This window comes from Hyphococcus flavus (assembly GCF_028748065.1).
Lineage (GTDB): Bacteria > Pseudomonadota > Alphaproteobacteria > Caulobacterales > Parvularculaceae > Hyphococcus > Hyphococcus flavus.
Genome location: NZ_CP118166.1, coordinates 2,728,969 through 2,747,698, shown reverse-complemented (window position 1 = coordinate 2,747,698; position 18,730 = coordinate 2,728,969). Strand labels below are relative to the sequence as shown.

Here is an 18,730-nt window from a genome sequence, read left to right as displayed (position 1 = left end):
GAGACGGCGTTTTATGGGAAACTGTGTGTGGGAGAACTGTAATGTCGCGTAGAGCCCCAAAATTCTCAAATTAACGTTCGGACATAAGCCCGTTCAAACATTACCGATCTGATAAAGAAAAAGCCGCAAACCGCATAAAAGCTGGCTTACGGCTTTTCCCCAATTATTACCGTTTGGAAACGTCACCCGGTTTCGAGAGGCGTTACCAAAATTGGACCCAATACGCCGATTAGCGTTTGGAGAACTGGAACGAACGGCGGGCTTTCTTGCGGCCGTATTTCTTGCGTTCAACCGTCCGGCTGTCGCGGGTCAGGAAACCGCCCTTTTTCAGCACAGACCGCAGACCTGGCTCGTAGAATGTCAGCGCGCGGGCAATACCGTGACGAACGGCGCCAGCCTGACCAGAGGGGCCTGAACCCGTTACGGTGCAAACCACGTCGAACTGATCATTGCGTTCAGCAGCGACCAGCGGTTGCTTGATAATCATCTGCAGCACCGCGCGGCCGAAATAGTCCGTATGATCCTTGCCGTTCACGGAGATGCGCCCGGCGCCCGGCTTGATCCAGACGCGAGCAATCGCGGTTTTCCGCTTGCCCGTCGCGTAAGAGCGGCCAAGCTCGTCAATTTTCGGCTCCGGCAGCACCGCTTCTTCTTCAGGCGCTGCAACAACGCCAGCTTCAGCGGCGACGTCTTTCAGGTCTTCAAGGGATGTCGTGCTCATTTAGGCGTCTCTCTGGTTCTTGGAATTCATCGCGGCGACGTCGAGTTTGGCGGGGCTTTGCGCCTCATGCGGGTGCTCTGCGCCAGCATAGATTTTAAGGTTCGTCATCTGCTTGCGGGCAAGTGGCGAGTCTTTCGGCATCATCCGCTCAACGGCCTTCATCAGCACGCGTTCTGGATGGGCGCCGCCAAGCAGCTTTTCCATCGTGCGTTCCTTGATGCCGCCGGGATATCCGGTGTGCCAGTAGAACTTTTTGTCGCTCATTTTGCGGCCGGTGTAGACAACCTTTTCCGCATTCACGACAATAACATTGTCACCGCAATCCACATGCGGCGTGTAGGCAGGCTTGTGCTTGCCGCGAAGGCGTGTGGCGATGACTGATGCAAGGCGGCCGACAACAAGTCCTTCTGCATCGATCAGGATCCAGTTTTTCTGGTCCGCCGCTTCCGCCGGCTTCATGGCGTAGGTTTTCATGGGTCTTTCCTGAAATCTTGAGGCAAAACGGCCGATAACCCGCCCGCTTCGCAATTCGAAGCGCGGCAGGTACCGCCGGAAACCGGTTTCGTCAACAGGTTTCCGAGAAATTGTTTGAAATCAGACGATTATTTATGTGGTATTAAATTACCGCCTGAATATGGGCAAGTTAGCTAGCATTCTTTTTGCGGCGACGGCTTGAAAACCGCAACCACGCCATGCCGGCAAGAAACAGCGGTATCGCGCCAGGAATGGGCACCTCGTTGACCACCTCGAACTGGGCGATAGCGAAGCCGGCATCCGGCGTAATGGCCCTGAATTCGAAGGTCATGCCGGTGAACACATCGGTCAGCAAATCGACAGCCGTGATTGTGGCGAACAAGGCGCCGTTGATCCACAGTTCGAAATCGCCGCACGGGCCCTCCGTATGGGCGCCGGACGAGCAGTCCAGATCATCGCCAGCGTTGAATTCAAAATTGGTCAGAGACACAGTTTCGTTGAACACGAACTCGATCGACTCCAGCGAGTTGAACTGCGTCTGGTCATTCTTGAGGTCGTTTTCAGAAAACGCCCCAAGCCCGGAATTCTCAGGCGAAATATCCTGGATCAGCAGCGTCTTGTCGCGGCTGGCGTAAGTATCATCCGTATATTGATAAGCGCTGGCGTTAAAGCTGACGCCGTCCTTGGAATAATCAAACCCGAGCGTGTCGTCATCCGTACACAGGTCAGCGCCGACAGTGCCGCAATCCATAGCGACATTGCCGGTTGGCATATCGATAAATGCGCCGCCGGATTTAAAGATAAAAGTTGTTGCGTTGGCCGGCGCCGCGAGCAGCCCGGCAGCAAATACAGACGTTACGAAAAGCCGAATAATCGACATAGTACTTCCCCATAAAAAAGTTACTCGCCGCCCGCGCCTGCCGTCGCCACTAAGCTTTTTGGCGTCATCAACAGCCGCAAACAGTTGCGCTGAAGCTGCAAAGTTTTCGCGGGGGTGCTTGCCGAGCCACGAAAGCCCATTGCAGCAAAGCATTGGGAATATCTTGCGATTCGCGGTTGGGGAAAATGAATTCGTTTGATGGCTAAGCTGAATTCATTCGAGAACCCTGCTTACCTGTTTGACATCCGAATTGAGGCTTCCAATCAGAAAAGCATCGGTTTTGATTCGGTGCAGACATGCCAACAATATTCGCCGAATCGGAAAGTAATTCGCGCGGACTGAGCCATGCCGGCGTCAATAATCGGTCAGCTAATGATACTGAGTGTTACTGTCCTGGCTCCCGGAAATTCCACTCCCGGTACTGCTTAGCCGGATGGCTTGCGCCACGATCTCCCTCCCCGCGCTGACGGGTTAGTCTCAACAATAAAAACGACATCACCAGCACAATCAGCGGCGCTGCGATAAGCACCGTTATATCGTTGGTCATCTGCAATCCTCCTTAAGCGCGATTGGCTGCCGCTCTCGCCATGAGGTGGAGCAGGAAGCCAATAAAGATGAAGAGATAGGGTATTATTGGCGCCACAGGTTCGAGGACGGAGAGCCCGAAGGGCACGCCCATCAATTCCTGCGTTTCGCCCTGTATGATGAGACGCAACGTGGTCAGCGGCGAATCTACACCGCCAACGGATTCTGCGCTGCCGGTATAGTTCGCGGCAGTTCTGCCGCTCGGCACGAAAACAGCGGCGCTGATAAATCCTATGGCCAAAGCATTGAACATGGTTGAGGTCGCTTTGTTCGCCGCATTATCCTTTCGCGCCCTGTGCGCATAATCCGGGACAACCGGTTCCCAACGCCGGTCAGTCCGCGGCTTCTCCCGAAACAGCATATGTCCCCCAAGCTGACTGAATTGGTCACGGCGCGGATGAGCGCCTACGCGAATGGCGCGATGCTATAACCGAATTGGCAAAGACTTACAACCAATGATTGTAATAATTAAGTTTGCAACAACCCAAAAAGGATGCGGATTAGGCTGGTCTTCCAACGCCGCCTTGACCACGCCGGAATATCGCTCGAAGTTCGGAAACGGGCGCAAACTTAATTTCGGGACGGAAGGATCATCACTATGCGCCTATTTTCTATGCTGATTACGTTATTCTCTTCATCCTTCGCTTATGCGACGGGTGACAGTCCGAATGCTTCAGCCACCCTCACCCTGCAGCGCGAGGCCCCACCCGCTGCCTCGATCCCGGCGCCCCAATGGTATCTCGATGACATCGACTTCCTGACGCGGGATGGCGGACGGTGGGTAACATCGAACGCGGACTATATGAGCGAGAACGAACCCATGGAGTCCTACGTTATCGTTTGGGAAAAAGGATACGCCAACTCCATGACTGGCCGTCTATTCGCCATGACAGACGGGGAAGAGACCGGCGATTTCTGGCGCTTTCGCCAGTATTGGCATGCGGGAGAAGGCAAAGCCGTTCTCGAACAATTCGGGTTTGGCGGCGCAATCGGTCTTGGCGTCATCTGGCGGGAAGACGATAAAATGAAAACCGTTCAAACCTTTTACCCGCCCGATGGCGCAACCAGTGCGCCCGCCATGCAAGGCCACATCGCCTATAACCCTGACGCCAACACCCATGTCACAGAAAGTTATACAATCGCCGATGGCGAGTGGCGCCCCAACCGTGTATATCGCTGGCGGCGCGATACAGCCTCAGAAGAAACTAAACCGGATACGGAGTAATCATGCGTTCCTACCTACTCGCCGCCAGCGTGCTTGCCGGCGCCTCTCTCCTGGCCGCTTGCGAAAAGAAATCCTCAGAACCATCGGCGGACGCTGGCCCTGACGCCCCTGTCGATGCGCCAACGGTCACCGAGGAAGCGCCACAAGGCCCGGTTGATGCGTTCTTCAGCGACGAACTGCCCGGCCTGTCGGGTCCGGCGACAGGCATCGCGTTCTGGGAGCATCCCTCGCAATCCTACAACAGCCTGCTGATTGTTGCGAATGCTGACGGCATTGTCTCATACAACATGGAAGACGGAACCGAGGTCGGCCGCGTTGATGGCGTGAACGCACAAGGCGTGGCTGTCAGCTATTTCGGATTTGGCGCCAGCGCGGCGGGCTTTCTGGCTACACATGACGCGGCTGCTAACGCCGTTCGGCTCTATGGTATCGATAACAGCTCGCGCACGTTTCTGCCTCTGGATGGCGCGCCGGAACTCACTGGCGAAGTCCGTGATATTTGCGCCGGGCGCGCGCCGAACAGCAGTTCACCCATGATCTTTGCGGTACAGGAAACGAGTGTGCGTTATTTCAGCCTTGCAGCAAACGCAGACGGCGTATCCATAGCAGAAGACGTAACGCTGGAAACGCCCGATAATCTCGTCTCCTGCGCGGTGGATATCAAAGGCGCCCTGACGCTCGCCGCCGATAATGGCGAGATCTATCGCCTCGACAATGAAGCCGCCTTTCTCAATCCGCTTGCTATTGTTGACGATGCAACGCCGGCCGATGTTGCCGTAATACAAAGTCAGAGCGGCGATGACGGCGCTGTGAGTGAACAGGTTTTGCTTCTAGACCAAAGGACTGGTGCGGTGCATGTATTCAACCGCGATGATGGCGAGGCGCTTGGCGCTATTAATTTCTCAGGCACAGATCAAATGCCCGATGCGGAACCAGCCGTTCTGATGGGCTCCGCTAGCGCCAATCTTGGGGCGCTTTACCGCGATGGCATTTTAGGGTTTGGCGCCGCCGGTGACGAAGGGCCGGTCGTCAGGATTGCTCCAGTCAGCACGGTTCTCAATTCACTGTCTCTTCCTGTAGGCGGCCCCGTAACAGCCCGCGGCATGGCCATGATCAAAGACAACGAGTTGAACATCACCCTTCCGGATATCAACAACGAGGGTGAATGACACCGAGGTAATGATTAACGGATGATCACCTCTATTAGTGCATCGACGCTCCCCATCGGATCGAGCGGCTCATTTCTGATGTGGACGTCGGGGATAACTCCTGAGCGTGAAGTATCGCCGCTCGCACGGGTAAAAATATATATTGGTGAAAGCCCTTCAATTCCCGTGTTCGGCATCGTGAATAGCTGAACCTGGCCCGTTTGATTTGCAGGTCCTTCGGTTTCTTCGCCGGCAATGGTAGCGATAGAATAATCTTGCAGGGTCGCAGCGAATACGATTGCTTGCGAATATGTCTGTGCGCCGATGATCACGTAAATTTCTCCGTCAAATCTAAGCGGGTTGTCCGCCGGCGTCACGAGCTGCTGGAACGGCATGGTAACAACAGACCCTAAAGTAGCGCCTGGAATGAGTCCAATATTCTGCTCAGTCACTCTGGCTTTGACGCTAGAAATCGCTGAATAAGGCTCCGCCGTCAGGTAGCCCATTAGCAGATCGCTCAAATCTCTTGCGCCACCGCCATTCTCACGCAGGTCAATGATCAGTTTGCCAACACTATCGGCCTTTATTTGCGAAAACGCAGAAGACAAAAATTCTTCGAACGCGTCGCGATGCTCAATGCCGAATGTAGTAACATTCAAATACCCGACATTGCCGCGCATCACTGAATAAGACCAGAGATCTTCCTCGCCAATAGTTTTCCCCTGTTGTGAATCTTTCAATTTTACGGTTCTGGCTCTGCCATTGCGCTCAACACGAACGGTATACGCGTCAAACCCTCCGTATGCGATCCAGAAGTATTCCGGAAAGTAACGTTCGACCAATAGCTGTCTGAGTTTTTCCGTCTCGCCGCGCATGCGGGGCTTTATTGTCGCAAGAATGTCTTCCGCACGGACACCATTAATAGATACAATCCTGTCACCAGTAGAAAGGCCTGTATTCGGATTAACCGGCCCAACCAACAGTGATCCGCCATCGCCGACCACAACAGAGCCTGGGTATAAGAGGCCGCCATCTGATTGATACGTTTCCAGCGCAGCTACCGGGCGGCGCACTCCCACATGCGCATCTTTAAAATAAGGGTTGATCAGAGCCATCGCCATCCATGCATCACGCACAGTCATCGATTGTTTCAGACTTGCAAGAACCGTTTCCTCGGCCTTTGTTAGCTCTTCAATGGTTGCTGAATATTGAATATCCGGGTGGGTCTCGCGCACAAACGACATGAAAGCAGTAAAATCCTCACTAATCTGCTTATGTGTATAACTGGGGTCGCTATCCGCCACTGTTGTATATGACACACAAGATGCGCAAAGAAGAACAAGGAACACCCATGATAGAATATTTTTAACGCGCATCACTACCCGCCCCTACTCTAGCTGCTGCAACTTTCTTTTGGTTTGTATGAAGGTTGTGTACGCGCTCGAACAGTGATTGATTTAAAAACGCCGCGTATGCATTGTCTAATGTTTGGTTGAGGTCCACTCCCAACTCCTGGAAAAGTCGGTCAAATGCGCTACTCGCGTCTGTCAAACATCGTCGCAACAATTTTACTTGTGCTTTACCCTTAGAAGTCAGTTTCAAAACTTTGCGGCGATTGTCATACGGATCGGGCACCCGGGTAACCAGCTTAAGAGAAAGCAACAACTCAACACGTTGCGCGACGAGCTGATGGGGATGACCAAGTTTGCCCGCAATGTCGTTGGTTGAGACTTCTGAATATTCGTCAATTAGCAAAATTGTCGAGTTTATCCGCGCAGGAAATACAATTCCCGCTTGAGCCAGATAGTCATCACCCTGCTCAATAATGATATCCAGCAGCCGGGAAACCCTGAATCCGAGGAAAGATGACGATAGGTCGTGCTGATCAACATAGGTTTTCATAGTGCGCCGCTTAATTATACAATTAATTGCGCAATTAATTGCATAATATGAGAAGCTTGTCAACGTCTCTCTTCAACCATCTTCGTTAATCAGGAAGCTTCAATATTATGAGCAGCATAGAGCGCGGCGGCAAACACGCCGAGTGCACCGGCCTGATGGAGCAATCCAAGCGAGATTGGCGTCGCCGCCAGGATCGTCCAGATCCCCAAAACAATTTGCAGGCCGATCGCGGCGAGCACCAAACGCGCCCGAGATTTCAACGCGGTCTTGCGCGCCGAAAAAAAGAACCATGCCGCCCCGAGCGCCAGGAGATATGCGCCGATGCGATGATTAAACTGCACGGCGGCAATCGTTTCGAACAGATCGTTTAAGCCAGGCGCACCCTCGAAATAACCATCGGGAAAAAACTTGCCGTTCATCAACGGCCAGGTGTTGAAAGTGCGCCCGGCGCGCAGCCCCGCCACAAAGGCGCCCAGCAGCATTTGGCCAAAGACGCCTCCGGCCAGAAGTAACGCGCCTAGACGTAATCCCCTTGATGTTTCAACTTTTTTCGACGGCCAGAGATCAAGCGCCAGCCAAAACATCAGTCCGAAGAGAATGACAGCAAGGGACAGATGCGCCGCAAGCCGGTACTGGCTGACATCAATCCGGTCAGCAAGGCCTGAGGTCACCATCCACCAGCCAAGCGCACCTTGCAGCCCGCCAAGAACAAACAAACCGATTAGTTTGAGCGCCAGACGCCCCCGCGCCCGGCCCGTCGCGATAAAGAAAACCATCGGAAAAAAGAATGCGGCGCCAATTACCCGGCCAAGCAGTCTATGCCCCCACTCCCACCAATAGATCGTTTTGAATTCGGCGAGGCTCATTCCGTAATTGACCTGCTCATATTCCGGGATGGTTTTGTACTTTTCAAACTCCTCAAGCCACTGCTCTTCATTCAACGGCGGTATAGCGCCGGTGACGGGGCGCCATTCGGTAATTGACAACCCTGAATCCGTCAGCCGCGTCGCGCCGCCGACGATCACCATGGCGGCGACCAGACCGCACATGATCAACAGCCAGATTGCGATTGGCCGGCCCGTGGGTGGCGTTGAAGAACCCGCGTTTTGCGCTGTACTTGCCGTGGTGTTAATGGTCATAGCGCGTCCTTTAGGACAATTATCCGCCTCGCGCGCGCGACCGCGCGTCGCGCCTTAACCATAGTCCGGAATGATCCATGTCCCCGCGAATTAAGAAATTACTAGGGTTCTTTTTGTTTCTGCCGTGCCTTATCCTTTACTTTTTCGCGGCTGCAGCACTCGGCGAGCGCGTTCCGGACTTCCAACTGCTAAAAGCCGCGTATTTCCTTGTAGCAGGCGTCGCCTGGGCGCTGCCGGCAAAGTATTTGATGCAATGGATGGACGCTGAGCCGAAGAACAAAGGTTAATCTGGCAAGGCCGTTGCAAGTCTTGTTTCGAACCGCAGGGAACGCGGCGCAACGAGGCATCAGATGAGCGCTTTTGACAGCAAGAACCGCACATTCCGCCACCGCAATGAAATCGAGGTATTCATGCGGCTCAAGGGATCGGATGACGGCGCGCCTGTCACTATTTTCGCCAGCAACGGCGAGCGTCCGCAGGATATCCTGAATGATGACCGGACGTTCATCCCCATTCGCCGCCAGTCCGGGGAAACGATCCTGATTGCTAAATCGCAAATCGAAGCGCTGACGGAAAGAACCTCAAAGCTGGAAGACGAAGCTGACAACGAAGCCCTGGAAGAAGAATTCAATCAGGAGTCGATCAAGGAAGCGATTTCCAAGAAATCCTTTGACCCTTACGCCTTGTTGCGCATTGCGCCGGGCGCCAGCCCGGAAGAAATCCGCGCCGCTTATAAAGCAAGGATCAAAGCCGTGCACCCGGACACGCTCGCGGCGCTTGGTCTTGATGAAGACATCACCAAAGCGGCAATCCTGGCGACGCAGAAGGTTAATTACGCTTACCAGAAAATCATGCGTGAACGCGGCTCAACTACCGAGCGGGTTGTTTAACGCTAACCGGCTCTGCAGTTATACTGGTTCCACTCCGGCAAATCGGCGCATAATGGCAAGGGCTCTTGCTTGTTCGACATGGCAAACGCGGCCAGCGCAGCCAGAACCAGACCAATCGCAATCAGTAAAAGTAACGGTCCGGGAGTATGTGGCGCGTTGACGATATTGACGTCGTCTTTCTTGCGATCATCTTCGTCGTCGTCATCCTCAACAAAACGGTCAAATTTGCCGCGCTTTAACGTCTGCTGAACTATTGGCATCGTCTGAGGAGCAGGGTCTGCCTTTTGAGGAGAAGCGAATGCCGGAGTAGCCGTATCCGGCAGATCGAGATCAGCCTCACCGCCTAATTCGGTTTTGTCGTTTGTCGGAGCAACGCCATCCGGCAACAAGACGCGATTCATGAAACTCCCCTGATACGCACGCGCGGAAAGTATAGCATGTGATCACCAACGCCACGCAAGACTGAGCGCCAAGTTGCTGAAAAAATTATGTTTTCCAAGCAAACATGACAATCCGGCGGAACATGCCCGCCGCAGAGCGTACGAGCGGGCAATTACGAAGGTTCCCAGTCACGCGAGCATCAGCCTTGACCGAACATCTGACCCAGAATTTCCGGCCGCAAAAGAATAGTCAAAACCACGCCGGCTAACGCGCCGCCAAGATGGCCTTCATGTGCGATGCGTCCGCCGCCGCCCATCATGCCGGCGGAAATCGCCATGAACAGGACGCCGTAAATGATTGCAGGTATGCCAACCGGCACAAACATGAAATAGATCGGCGCAAATGGAAAGAACATGCAGAAAGACAATATCACGCCCGATACCCCGTCGGATGCGCCAAGCGATGAATAAAGCAGATTTTTTCTGTTTGCGTAGAACGAGACAATTCCGCTGGTCATGATTGCGCCGAAATAGACAATCAAGAACCCGTCCGTGCCCAGAATTTGCTCAACTACTGGACCGAAAAAATACAACGTCATCATGTTGAACAGCAGGTGAAAATAATCACCATGCAGGAATGAAGACGTAAAGATGCGATAGTGCTGTTTTTTCCGAATCAAAGCGCCCACATTGAACACAAAGTCGTCAGCGAATTTGCGATCAAATGACAACGCATAAACACTCGCAATCAGGTTTGCGATGATCAGGGCGTATGTCGCCGGCGCGCCGGGGAGTTCCATGACGGGCTCCAGTGAGCAAAACGTCCTTCTAGTTCAGAAAAGCCTTAGCGGTCACGCATTTAATACTGTTCAGAGTGATTTATTGATCCGGCCGGAGAACTGACGGGTCCGGCGGTTCATGCGCGAACGGGCTTGAGGGTGTGGATCCGGACATGACCAGCATCATATCGTAGCTGTGGACGACCTTTCGCAGCTCTTTCGGCGCCCAATTCGCGCCGGAACTAAGCTCCGAACGCAATGGACGCATATCGATCAGCGTAAATGCATCTTCATACGCTGCGGATGAGACTGCACCCAGACCACGTGCATAGCCATCCTTCGCTGGTGCGGACACATAGGTAAATGTTCTGGGGTCAAGAACGGCTGTATTAGATCCATCTCCTGGAAGAACAATAATGCTGAAGGCGTGCCCTCCCTCAATTTCCGCCAGTTCCGGAAGCAAGGAGCCAAGGTCGAAGGTTTCCGTGGCGTTGAGCCCCCGCATCAGATGCGAGGCGCCGAATTTTGCAAACACTTTCGGCGAGCCATTCTTGCGTTTTTCAGCCGCCCAGTGGCGTAAAAAGTTGGCGCGCAAAAAATTGGCCCGTCGTTCGTTCGAACGCCACCCTTCCCCATTCACCCAATGCTTGTTTATCTCAAGTGTTTCTTCAAGCGTATCGAGAATCCAGTCTGTTTCATCATCGCGTCGAGGCCATGAATCTCTGAGGGTGCGCACAAGAGCAGGATCTCCGGAAAAACTGAAAATAAACTGGGGTCCCTGGGTTTCATAATATTTCGCCCAGCTCTCATCTGATGCGGCGCGCAAACTAGCCAGCACTTCTGATGCTTCTTCGGGTTTTCGTTTCGCCTCCAGCAGGTCAAGCAAGACTCTGTCGCTGCCTACTTCATAGTCAGCTCCCCACAAAACGGGAGCCTTTCCCTTTACGGCGGATCTCACCGTCTGCAGGAATTCCGCCTCTTCCTTCATGCCAAAAAAGGCTGGCTCACCCCCGACACGAGAATAAAGACGCTTTAGTCCCTCAAGCCCCTCATCACGGAGCGTCTCATCCAGATTGCGCGCAACAATTGGCGAAACTTCAATTGCAACTTTTGAATATCCCGCATCTGTCAACTTGCTGAATAAAGCGCCGGCAAGTTTTGGGTTTTCCGCAATGCCGTGCTCTTCCCCCAACAGAAAGAACTGGACCTTCTCACCTTCAGCAATCAATTTATTCCATGCTGAACCGGAAAAAGTTTCACCATCATACTCAAGCCGGTAACGGTTTTCTTCCGCTAACTGAATGAGTTTGGCTTGAGGCGATTCCTGTTCTTGCGCGTCAGATTGTGAGACAGTGCCTGACGTCAAAACAATTGCAGCGCACAGCGCGATAACTCTGAGCAACATTCCGCACCCCTCTTATTTTCCTGAAATCCTGAAACGCCTCGCACTTACCGTCCAGTATAAATCGGCCAGCGGGTCGCCATGCGCGTCAGATCGGTTGCTCAGCCCGCCTCTTCAGGAGTCATTGTTTTCATGGCCAGCGCGTGAATTGGCCCTGAAAGCTCCTCGCGCAATACGTCGTTGACAAGGCGTTGCCGGGCGACCCTCGACAGCCCTTCGAAGGCGCCTGAGACAACCAGCAGCCTGAAATGGGATTGCCCCCCTTCACGCGCGCCGGCATGACCAGCGTGAAGGTGAGATTCGTCAATTACATCGAGCTGATCCGGCTCTAGCGCGACGGTTAATTTTTTGCGGATGATTTCTGCGACTTGCATGCCGCCAGACAACCCCTACCAAGCCCATTCGTCAAGATTGTGTCAAGCCGCAAGCCACCCCATATTGCACCGCATGGTAGAGAAAAATTACAAACCCCGGCTCGGCTTCGACATCAGGGTCAAACCGCCCGGCAGAGAAAAAAAGACAAAAGCAGCATGGGCCGATCCCGGCGATCAGGCCTGCGCAGCGCCAGATTGCGAGACAAAAGCGGCATGCAGCCTGCCGAAGTCCCCGCGCGAGCCCAAGGAACGCATCTGGCTGTGCATGGAGCATGCACGTCAGCACAATAAGAGCTGGAATTACTTCGACGGCCTCTCAGAGGATGAGGCCTTGAAGGTGCGCCAGGCCAGCCAATATGGCGACCGGCCCACCTGGTCCATGGGCAAAAACGACCGCGCCCGCGCCGCAGCGAATGCCCGGGGCCCAGCCGATATGGACGATGCGTTCGGCATCTTCGGCAAGGAAACCAAGACGCAAACCGAAACGCGCGGCCATTACCGGGGCGGCAAACGCCTCACGAAGCTACAGGTCAACGCATTTGACACCCTCGCCCTGCCATATGCAGCGTCGTCGTCTGATATCAGGCGCCGCTATGCAGAGTTGTTGCGGCGCTTTCACCCTGATTCCAATGGCGGCGACCGCAGCGCTGAAGAGCAGCTAAGCCAGGTCGTAAAAGCGCATCAAATTCTGAAAAAAGCGCAGTTTCTTTAAGTATAATCTTTCAGAATTGAAGTTAGCGCCCGTCGGCATTAAATGGCTCTGTTGCGAGGCCACGTCCTCACCCGCTTGTGGGAGAAATGTCCGGGACGGCCCGGCTCTTTGGCAGGAGGGCCGGATCATGGCTTGGATATTTTTGGTCGTTGCAGGATTGCTTGAAATCCTTTGGGCGTTCAGCATGAAGCAATCGATGGGCTTCACGCGCCTGATGCCAACAGTCGTCACGCTGGCGGCGATGTTCGCCAGTTTTGGGCTTCTCTCCTTAGCGATGAAGACATTGCCACTTGGCGCTGCCTATACCGTTTGGACCGGTATAGGCGCGGTTGGCGCACTCTTTGTCGGCATTTTGGTATTGAACGAACAAGTTACGTTTCTCCGAATGCTGGCGGCAGGTCTTATTATTTCGGGGATCATTCTGATGAAATTTTCCTCTCAACCCGGTTAGATGCTGACTGACCCTCCAAACCGGGTGCTGTGACAATACCGGGCGCCATAAGGCCTTGTCTTTGAGCGTCTTTCAGGCAAGGTTCCGGCGCGCAATCGAGAATACCAACCACAAGAGTAATCCTACATGGCTGAACTTGCCGGCGATACGTTTTTGGAAAAACCAACGAAAACCGTTTCCGCGAAAAAGGTTTTCGGCGTCGATATGGATATCGACATTCCATCCTTTGATACGCCCAATGAATACGTCCCGCCAGTGGATGAGGCATATCGGTTTAACCCTGAAACCACCATGGCGATTCTCGCCGGGTTCGCCCGCAATCGCCGTGTGATGGTTCAGGGCTATCACGGCACCGGTAAATCGACCCATATCGAGCAAGTCGCGGCGCGCCTCAACTGGCCATGCATCCGGGTCAATCTGGATAGCCATGTGAGCCGCATCGACCTGATCGGCAAGGATGCGATCGTGGTCGAAAATGGCGTTCAGGTCACCGCGTTCAAGGAAGGCATGCTGCCATGGGCGTTTCAACGTCCGGTCGCCCTCGTTTTTGACGAATATGATGCCGGCCGGCCCGATGTGATGTTCGTGATCCAGCGCATCCTTGAAGCGGAAGGTCGCCTGACGCTGCTCGACCAGAACAAGGTTTTGACGCCAAATCCTTGGTTCCGCCTGTTCTCGACGACCAACACCATCGGCCTTGGCGACACCACAGGTCTTTATCACGGCACGCAGCAGATCAACCAGGGCCAGATGGACCGCTGGTCGATTGTGACAACCCTAAACTATCTCGAACATGATGAAGAGGCGGCGATCGTCATCGCCAAGGTGCCGCTTTACGATTCCAAGGAAGGCAAAGAAGCCATCGACGCCATGGTGCGCGTTGCCGACATGACACGAAACGCCTTCATCGCGGGAGATATCTCAACAGTAATGAGCCCGCGTACGGTGATTACCTGGGCGCAGAACGCCGAAATTTTCAAGAATATCGGTTACGCTTTCCGCGTCACTTTCCTCAACAAATGTGACGAGCTTGAACGCCCCACTGTCGCTGAATTTTATCAGCGCGCATTTGGCGAGGATTTGCCTGAAGCGGCACCGCAGGTCAGCGTTGCATAATACAACATCTTTTAGCCAATTTGGCCAAGGCGTTTTCTCTTTCCACTGGCGGCTATTGAGAGTACGCTGACCCAGTTCTGCAAATAGCACAGGAGGCCCGTCATGAAGCGTGTCTTCCCCGCGCTCGCCGCAAGTACGGTGTTCGCATTCACGCTGTCATGCGTCAGCGCGTCGTCCCAGGTCGCACCTTCAGGCTTGCTCGAATTTGGCGACTACGACTGCAGTATTGACGAGGCCAAAGGCATCTCCCCTAGTGGCGAAGACTTCGTAATTGAGAATACACCCTCCACTTTCACTTTTTCATTCTATGAATCACCAGTCACGCCCATGGAATTGAACGACGGCGGCCCCTATCGCAGTCTAGACCGTGATCTCAGCGGTGAAACCAACCGCTATGAACCTGAGCCGCCGCGTAAGTTCAGCGCGAGCATTTCACCGGATATTTTTGCAATCGCGGCAGACCGGTTACGCACGTCCAATATGGAAGTCTTTTATCAAGACAGCATAACGATCGAATTTGAAAGCGATCTCTCATATCTCGCTTACGGGCCTGCGCGTTCTGGCGGCGTCTCCGTTTTCGCTGGCGCATGCCGGCGGTCATAATCGCACTGCCTAACAATCACAGAAAAAATGCTGCACAGCAGCATCTTTTCTGTATGCTGATTAATGTCTAATATTTTCCATTTTATTTGTTTTTATTGATCTTTTGATGAAAAACGCAGGCAAAAAATAGTAACCGCATACTGCATTACACGGCCATAATTGCTTGCGCAACAAATTAGGCTCGTGATAGTTTTTAAGTGTTGGGGGAATTTGCCTGTGATCATCAGGCGCTTTCCACATCACGTCTATGCACTTGTGCCGTCTTTTATCTGAAGGGCGTAAAGGCGAGTACTGATCATACCGGAAAGGGACGACTATGCTCAAAAAACTCTTATTAAGCGCCGGCTTTGCGGCAGCCATTTGCGCTGCGCCATCGCTGGCGTCAGCCAAGGGCGGTGAGTCCGACGCCTACATGAAGAAAATGGAAGGCGCGCTGACGATCATTTACGACAACAATCGATCCGCGCTGGCGGCGAGAAACGCAACGCGTACCGCACCCGCCGCACGCAACCGGCCAGATTGGTCCGGCGAAGGCGGCGCGCTCGGCCGGGTTCAGGCCGGCGGTCAAGAACTGATGGTCGCCGACGTTAGCGATGATGGGTATGTGGTTCTTGATGCAATTGCCGCCGGTTCAACGGACGACCTGTCAGCCACCATGGACGCTATGGGCGCCCGCAATATCTCAAGCCTCGGCAGAACAGTGTCAGCCCAATTTCCGGTAGACAGGCTGGGCGATCTGGCAGCTAGTAATTATCTAGCGTTTGCGCGCCCTGCACTCGCGGCAACTAATGTCGGGCTTGTCACATCGCAAGGCGACCGTTCCATGCGTACGGATTTCGTCCGCGAAGAGCTCGGATATGATGGCGAGAACATGACGATCGGCATTTTATCCGACAGCTTTGCTTGCAATCCAGGACCACTAAACGCAGCAGGCGTTTATACAACCCCTGCTGAAGATGCGGCAAACGGCGATATTCCACCAGACGTCGGCATTCTTTCTGACTACTTACAGAGCGATTGCATCGACGAAGGCCGTGGTATGGCTCAATTGATTCATGACGTTGCTCCCGGCGCGAAACTTCTCTTTCACTCTGCATTCAATGGTGAAGCGGATTTTGCAGAAGGTATCGTTGAACTCGCGCTCGCTGGTGCTGACGTCATCGTCGATGACATCATTTATTTCACTGAGCCAATGTTCCAGGACGGCATTATCGCACAAGCGGCTGACGAAGTTGCTCGTCTGGGCGTGCCTTACTACTCTTCAAACGGAAACCGCGCTCGTGACGCCTATCAGTCTGAATACCGGCCGGTTGCGTTCGATAACTCGACGTTCCATGACTTTGATCCGGGTCCGGGTGTCGAACCGCTCATGACGGTTCAGCTCAACGGCGCCTTGCAAACCAACCTTACTTTCCAGTGGGATAGTCCGAACTTTTCCGTTTCCGGCGCGCCTGGCGCTCAGAACGATGTCGATGTGATCATGTTCGACATGCAAGGGAATCGCGTTTTTGACTGCTTCGAACCTGGCGGCCAGAGCCAGCCGAATGGCCTTTGTCAGTTCAAGTTCACAAGCGGCGGTATTCCACTAGATGGCGGCAATGGCGGGGATGCAATCGAGCTAGTGTCTCTCGTTGACTTCATCGGCGGTCAGCAGGTGCAGATCGGTTTCGAAACACAGTCCGGTGATGCCCCTGGTTTCACCAAGTTCGTCATCTTTGGCGGCGGCATTGTGGCGTCGGAATTTCCAATTAATGCGCCATCCGGTTTCGGACACAATAATGCTGCCGGCTCTGAAGGCGTCGGCGCTTCAGCCTTTTACTTCACCGAGGAGTTCATTGGCGATCCGTCAACACTGCAACTACGGTCTATGGCCGGTGAGCCGGAATGTGTTCCAGCCTGCCTCAACGACTTTTCGTCTGCAGGCGGCACACCGATCTTCTTTGACACGGACGGCAATCGCCTGAGCAGACCGGAAGTTCGGTACAAGCCAGGCATTACCGGACCGGACGGCACGAACACCACGTTCTTCACCAATGACACAAGCCGTGACGATGATGATGGCGATGGTGTGTTTCAGACTGGCGAACCGGGAGAGTTTCCGAACTTCTTCGGCACTTCCGCTTCCGCGCCGCATGTCGCTTCTGTCGCCGCATTAATGCTGCAATCAGAAAAGTCGCAGATCGTGCGGACTTCAAGCAATGGCCAGGTAAGCTATCGCATGTGCAAGCCACGTCAGATCAATCCAAGAGGACGCGGCCTGTTCCGCAAGAAGCATCCGCAAACGGAACGCATCCGCGGTCGCGATATGCGTGTCTCTCCAGACGAGGTTCTTGAACTCGTTGAGGAAGGCGTGCTGCTCGGGCCATGCGATCGCACCGAACCGGAAGATGTTTACTGGATCAAACGTCTTACCGCTCAGGACATGAGCGTCAGAGCCAGCAACGCGACTGGTGCAACGATTCAGGTCTTCGACGAAGTCAATAGACATGGTTTCGACTTCGACTCCGGTTTCGGATTTATCGACGCCAAGAAAGCGCTTGAAAAATTCGATCGCGGCCGTGGCGCACGCATCCACGGCAAAAAAGATCATGGCAAAAAAGATGACTTGTGGGCTGCAAGTCAGGAATAATCGATAATGATCTTTTGAGATGAGCTAACCACCAAGACGCCAGCCTTGCAGGCTGGCGTCAAACAAAAGCCCGCCATGTCAAACGGCGGGCTTTTTAATGCCTGGTCACATTGCTGTGACATATCCATTGGTAATACAGTTGCTTGGTAAAAGCATATATTTCGGCTAAGCACGAAACAGTTGAAACAAGTCCGCTAAATAGCTTCGAAGATAGATTTGCGCTTCCTCAAGAACACTATTTCGCACGAATATTGGCAGCAGCATGCACCGGAAAAATTCCGGAGCATGGGCTCAATTAAGGAGGTGGCGGCTTGTCTTCGGAGCTGCCCTGTATATGCGCCCTCGCCCATTTTGAAATCGCCAAGGCTTGCAGGTGCGCTTCATATTGCTGAGTTGGCCCTAAAGGACGAAACCGGTCGCATGGGGCTCGGCAGCTTCAAAGCGCTCGGCGGTTCTTACGCCATCATCCGCTCATTGCTGCAATCTGCGATCGCGCTGACTGATCCAGCATCGTTTGAACAACTTAGCGTTCTTGGAAAGAATAAAACATATTGTTGTGCGAGCGCCGGCAATCATGGACTTTCCGTGCTGGCGGGTGCGAACCTTGTCGGCGCACGCGCCGTCATTTTTCTGGCCGATGCCGTTCCTGAAGAATTTGCAGAACGCTTGCGGACAAAAGGCGCGGAAGTAATTCGCGAAGGCAAAGACTATGACGCAAGCATGCGCGCTGCGCGAGATGCATGTGAGGCAAATGGCTGGGACTTGATTTCTGACAGTTCATGGCCGGGATATAAGGATATTCCTCTATTGATCATGAATGGCTACGCCATCCTCACAGAAGAGATCGCGGCCTGTTGCTCAAAAAAAGGGAAATGGCCCACCCATGTGTTTCTGCAGGCGGGCGTCGGCGGTCTCGCCGCCGGTCTTGCCAACCACATTCGCCTGACATGGCCGGAGCAACCATCCATCATCGTCGTTGAGCCTGAAAAAGCTGCATGCATTCTGGCGAGTGTTGAAGCGAACAAGCTGACGACAATTCACGCGCCAGGAACCAATATGGGCCGCCTCGATTGTGCGGAACCGTCGATGCTGGCGTTCGAAGTCCTGAAAAGCACGGCGGACGCGTTTATCACCATAACGGACCAAGAAGCGGACGCAGCAGTGTCAGCGCTAGCACAAGATGATTTAGAAACGACGCCGTCCGGTGCGGCCGGCTACGCCGGACTTGCGGCTGTCACAAGAGCCCCGGAACTTCGCAAAACGCTCGGTCTTGATCATAACGCCCGGTGCCTGTGCATTGTTTCGGAAGGCGCCATTTAG

Annotated in this window: 22 protein-coding genes; 10 read left to right on the top strand and 12 right to left on the bottom strand. The window is 53.8% G+C overall.

Going from position 1 to position 18,730, the window contains the following annotated elements; translation table 11 throughout:
* Positions 1-229: 229 nt before the first annotated feature.
* From rpsI to PUV54_RS13105, 5 genes are all read right to left on the bottom strand, one after another.
* Positions 230-721 (bottom strand): 30S ribosomal protein S9, encoded by a 492-nt coding sequence (rpsI, locus tag PUV54_RS13125; RefSeq protein WP_420797876.1) that lies wholly within the window; start codon positions 719-721, stop codon positions 230-232.
* Positions 722-1,195 carry a 50S ribosomal protein L13 gene (rplM, locus tag PUV54_RS13120; RefSeq protein ID WP_274492717.1) on the bottom strand — a complete coding sequence of 158 codons (474 nt, stop codon included), beginning with the start codon at positions 1,193-1,195 and terminating at the stop codon, positions 722-724.
* A gap of 169 nt (positions 1,196-1,364) precedes the next feature.
* Positions 1,365-2,075, bottom strand: coding sequence for a hypothetical protein (locus PUV54_RS13115; protein ID WP_274492716.1), 711 nt, complete (start codon positions 2,073-2,075; stop codon positions 1,365-1,367).
* 385 nt (positions 2,076-2,460) lie between these two features.
* Positions 2,461-2,622: a hypothetical protein gene (locus PUV54_RS13110; protein ID WP_274492715.1), complete on the bottom strand. Its 162-nt coding sequence runs from the start codon at positions 2,620-2,622 to the stop codon at positions 2,461-2,463.
* 12 nt (positions 2,623-2,634) lie between these two features.
* Entirely contained in the window at positions 2,635-2,913 is a 279-nt protein-coding gene (locus PUV54_RS13105; protein WP_274492714.1) for a hypothetical protein, read from the bottom strand.
* 345 nt (positions 2,914-3,258) lie between these two features.
* Here PUV54_RS13105 and PUV54_RS13100 point away from each other — a divergent pair, with 345 nt between their 5' ends.
* Both PUV54_RS13100 and PUV54_RS13095 read left to right on the top strand, forming a co-directional pair.
* A complete protein-coding gene (locus PUV54_RS13100; protein WP_274492713.1) occupies positions 3,259-3,885 on the top strand; it encodes a hypothetical protein in 627 nt (208 codons plus the stop codon).
* Between the two features lie 2 nt (positions 3,886-3,887).
* Complete coding sequence (locus tag PUV54_RS13095) at positions 3,888-5,054, top strand: hypothetical protein (protein WP_274492712.1); 1,167 nt, start codon at positions 3,888-3,890, stop codon at positions 5,052-5,054.
* A 14-nt stretch (positions 5,055-5,068) separates the two neighbouring features.
* On the opposite strand, the gene PUV54_RS13090 is transcribed toward PUV54_RS13095, so the two are convergent.
* The 3 genes from PUV54_RS13090 to PUV54_RS13080 form a co-directional block, all read right to left on the bottom strand.
* Positions 5,069-6,409 (bottom strand): S41 family peptidase, encoded by a 1,341-nt coding sequence (locus tag PUV54_RS13090; protein ID WP_274495228.1) that lies wholly within the window; start codon positions 6,407-6,409, stop codon positions 5,069-5,071.
* Positions 6,399-6,935, bottom strand: coding sequence for a MarR family winged helix-turn-helix transcriptional regulator (locus PUV54_RS13085; protein WP_274492711.1), 537 nt, complete (start codon positions 6,933-6,935; stop codon positions 6,399-6,401). Before PUV54_RS13085 ends, PUV54_RS13090 begins: the two co-directional genes overlap by 11 nt.
* An 89-nt stretch (positions 6,936-7,024) precedes the next feature.
* Positions 7,025-8,074, bottom strand: coding sequence for a COX15/CtaA family protein (locus PUV54_RS13080; RefSeq protein WP_274492710.1), 1,050 nt, complete (start codon positions 8,072-8,074; stop codon positions 7,025-7,027).
* Between the two features lie 77 nt (positions 8,075-8,151).
* Here PUV54_RS13080 and PUV54_RS13075 point away from each other — a divergent pair, with 77 nt between their 5' ends.
* A complete protein-coding gene (locus PUV54_RS13075; protein ID WP_274492709.1) occupies positions 8,152-8,361 on the top strand; it encodes a DUF2842 domain-containing protein in 210 nt (69 codons plus the stop codon).
* Positions 8,362-8,424: 63 nt separating this feature from the next.
* Positions 8,425-8,964 (top strand): J domain-containing protein, encoded by a 540-nt coding sequence (locus PUV54_RS13070; RefSeq protein WP_274492708.1) that lies wholly within the window; start codon positions 8,425-8,427, stop codon positions 8,962-8,964.
* A gap of 2 nt (positions 8,965-8,966) precedes the next feature.
* Here PUV54_RS13070 and PUV54_RS13065 read toward each other — a convergent pair whose 3' ends face one another.
* From PUV54_RS13065 to PUV54_RS13050, 4 genes are all read right to left on the bottom strand, one after another.
* The gene (locus PUV54_RS13065; RefSeq protein WP_274492707.1) at positions 8,967-9,365 is read right to left on the bottom strand and encodes a hypothetical protein; all 399 of its coding nucleotides are present in this window, start codon (positions 9,363-9,365) and stop codon (positions 8,967-8,969) included.
* Between the two features lie 179 nt (positions 9,366-9,544).
* Positions 9,545-10,144 carry a rhomboid family intramembrane serine protease gene (locus tag PUV54_RS13060; RefSeq protein WP_274492706.1) on the bottom strand — a complete coding sequence of 200 codons (600 nt, stop codon included), beginning with the start codon at positions 10,142-10,144 and terminating at the stop codon, positions 9,545-9,547.
* A 79-nt stretch (positions 10,145-10,223) separates the two neighbouring features.
* Entirely contained in the window at positions 10,224-11,528 is a 1,305-nt protein-coding gene (locus PUV54_RS13055; protein ID WP_274492705.1) for a hypothetical protein, read from the bottom strand.
* Positions 11,529-11,626: 98 nt separating this feature from the next.
* On the bottom strand, positions 11,627-11,899 hold the full coding sequence (locus PUV54_RS13050) for a BolA family protein (protein WP_274492704.1): 273 nt from the start codon (positions 11,897-11,899) through the stop codon (positions 11,627-11,629).
* A 73-nt stretch (positions 11,900-11,972) separates the two neighbouring features.
* Here PUV54_RS13050 and PUV54_RS13045 point away from each other — a divergent pair, with 73 nt between their 5' ends.
* From PUV54_RS13045 to PUV54_RS13020, 6 genes are all read left to right on the top strand, one after another.
* Entirely contained in the window at positions 11,973-12,611 is a 639-nt protein-coding gene (locus PUV54_RS13045; protein WP_274492703.1) for a J domain-containing protein, read from the top strand.
* A 127-nt stretch (positions 12,612-12,738) separates the two neighbouring features.
* Positions 12,739-13,062 carry a DMT family transporter gene (locus tag PUV54_RS13040; RefSeq protein WP_274492702.1) on the top strand — a complete coding sequence of 108 codons (324 nt, stop codon included), beginning with the start codon at positions 12,739-12,741 and terminating at the stop codon, positions 13,060-13,062.
* Positions 13,063-13,188: 126 nt separating this feature from the next.
* Positions 13,189-14,178: a cobaltochelatase subunit CobS gene (gene cobS, locus PUV54_RS13035; protein WP_274492701.1), complete on the top strand. Its 990-nt coding sequence runs from the start codon at positions 13,189-13,191 to the stop codon at positions 14,176-14,178.
* A gap of 102 nt (positions 14,179-14,280) precedes the next feature.
* A complete protein-coding gene (locus tag PUV54_RS13030) occupies positions 14,281-14,781 on the top strand; it encodes a hypothetical protein (protein ID WP_274492700.1) in 501 nt (166 codons plus the stop codon).
* Positions 14,782-15,097: 316 nt separating this feature from the next.
* On the top strand, positions 15,098-17,410 hold the full coding sequence (locus PUV54_RS13025) for a S8 family peptidase (protein WP_274492699.1): 2,313 nt from the start codon (positions 15,098-15,100) through the stop codon (positions 17,408-17,410).
* 216 nt (positions 17,411-17,626) lie between these two features.
* The gene (locus PUV54_RS13020) at positions 17,627-18,730 is read left to right on the top strand and encodes a diaminopropionate ammonia-lyase (RefSeq protein ID WP_274492698.1); all 1,104 of its coding nucleotides are present in this window, start codon (positions 17,627-17,629) and stop codon (positions 18,728-18,730) included.

Excerpts from the sequence above, each read along its gene's own strand:
- rpsI (WP_420797876.1), bottom strand. The coding sequence starts at position 721 with ATGAGCACGACATCCCTTGAAGACCTGAAAGACGTCGCCGCTGAAGCT.
- rplM (WP_274492717.1), bottom strand. The coding sequence starts at position 1,195 with ATGAAAACCTACGCCATGAAGCCGGCGGAAGCGGCGGACCAGAAAAAC.
- PUV54_RS13115 (WP_274492716.1), bottom strand. The coding sequence starts at position 2,075 with ATGTCGATTATTCGGCTTTTCGTAACGTCTGTATTTGCTGCCGGGCTG.
- PUV54_RS13110 (WP_274492715.1), bottom strand. The coding sequence starts at position 2,622 with ATGACCAACGATATAACGGTGCTTATCGCAGCGCCGCTGATTGTGCTG.
- PUV54_RS13105 (WP_274492714.1), bottom strand. The coding sequence starts at position 2,913 with ATGTTCAATGCTTTGGCCATAGGATTTATCAGCGCCGCTGTTTTCGTG.
- PUV54_RS13100 (WP_274492713.1), top strand. The coding sequence starts at position 3,259 with ATGCGCCTATTTTCTATGCTGATTACGTTATTCTCTTCATCCTTCGCT.
- PUV54_RS13095 (WP_274492712.1), top strand. The coding sequence starts at position 3,888 with ATGCGTTCCTACCTACTCGCCGCCAGCGTGCTTGCCGGCGCCTCTCTC.
- PUV54_RS13090 (WP_274495228.1), bottom strand. The coding sequence starts at position 6,409 with ATGCGCGTTAAAAATATTCTATCATGGGTGTTCCTTGTTCTTCTTTGC.
- PUV54_RS13085 (WP_274492711.1), bottom strand. The coding sequence starts at position 6,935 with ATGAAAACCTATGTTGATCAGCACGACCTATCGTCATCTTTCCTCGGA.
- PUV54_RS13080 (WP_274492710.1), bottom strand. The coding sequence starts at position 8,074 with ATGACCATTAACACCACGGCAAGTACAGCGCAAAACGCGGGTTCTTCA.
- PUV54_RS13075 (WP_274492709.1), top strand. The coding sequence starts at position 8,152 with ATGTCCCCGCGAATTAAGAAATTACTAGGGTTCTTTTTGTTTCTGCCG.
- PUV54_RS13070 (WP_274492708.1), top strand. The coding sequence starts at position 8,425 with ATGAGCGCTTTTGACAGCAAGAACCGCACATTCCGCCACCGCAATGAA.
- PUV54_RS13065 (WP_274492707.1), bottom strand. The coding sequence starts at position 9,365 with ATGAATCGCGTCTTGTTGCCGGATGGCGTTGCTCCGACAAACGACAAA.
- PUV54_RS13060 (WP_274492706.1), bottom strand. The coding sequence starts at position 10,144 with ATGGAACTCCCCGGCGCGCCGGCGACATACGCCCTGATCATCGCAAAC.
- PUV54_RS13055 (WP_274492705.1), bottom strand. The coding sequence starts at position 11,528 with ATGTTGCTCAGAGTTATCGCGCTGTGCGCTGCAATTGTTTTGACGTCA.
- PUV54_RS13050 (WP_274492704.1), bottom strand. The coding sequence starts at position 11,899 with ATGCAAGTCGCAGAAATCATCCGCAAAAAATTAACCGTCGCGCTAGAG.
- PUV54_RS13045 (WP_274492703.1), top strand. The coding sequence starts at position 11,973 with ATGGTAGAGAAAAATTACAAACCCCGGCTCGGCTTCGACATCAGGGTC.
- PUV54_RS13040 (WP_274492702.1), top strand. The coding sequence starts at position 12,739 with ATGGCTTGGATATTTTTGGTCGTTGCAGGATTGCTTGAAATCCTTTGG.
- cobS (WP_274492701.1), top strand. The coding sequence starts at position 13,189 with ATGGCTGAACTTGCCGGCGATACGTTTTTGGAAAAACCAACGAAAACC.
- PUV54_RS13030 (WP_274492700.1), top strand. The coding sequence starts at position 14,281 with ATGAAGCGTGTCTTCCCCGCGCTCGCCGCAAGTACGGTGTTCGCATTC.
- PUV54_RS13025 (WP_274492699.1), top strand. The coding sequence starts at position 15,098 with ATGCTCAAAAAACTCTTATTAAGCGCCGGCTTTGCGGCAGCCATTTGC.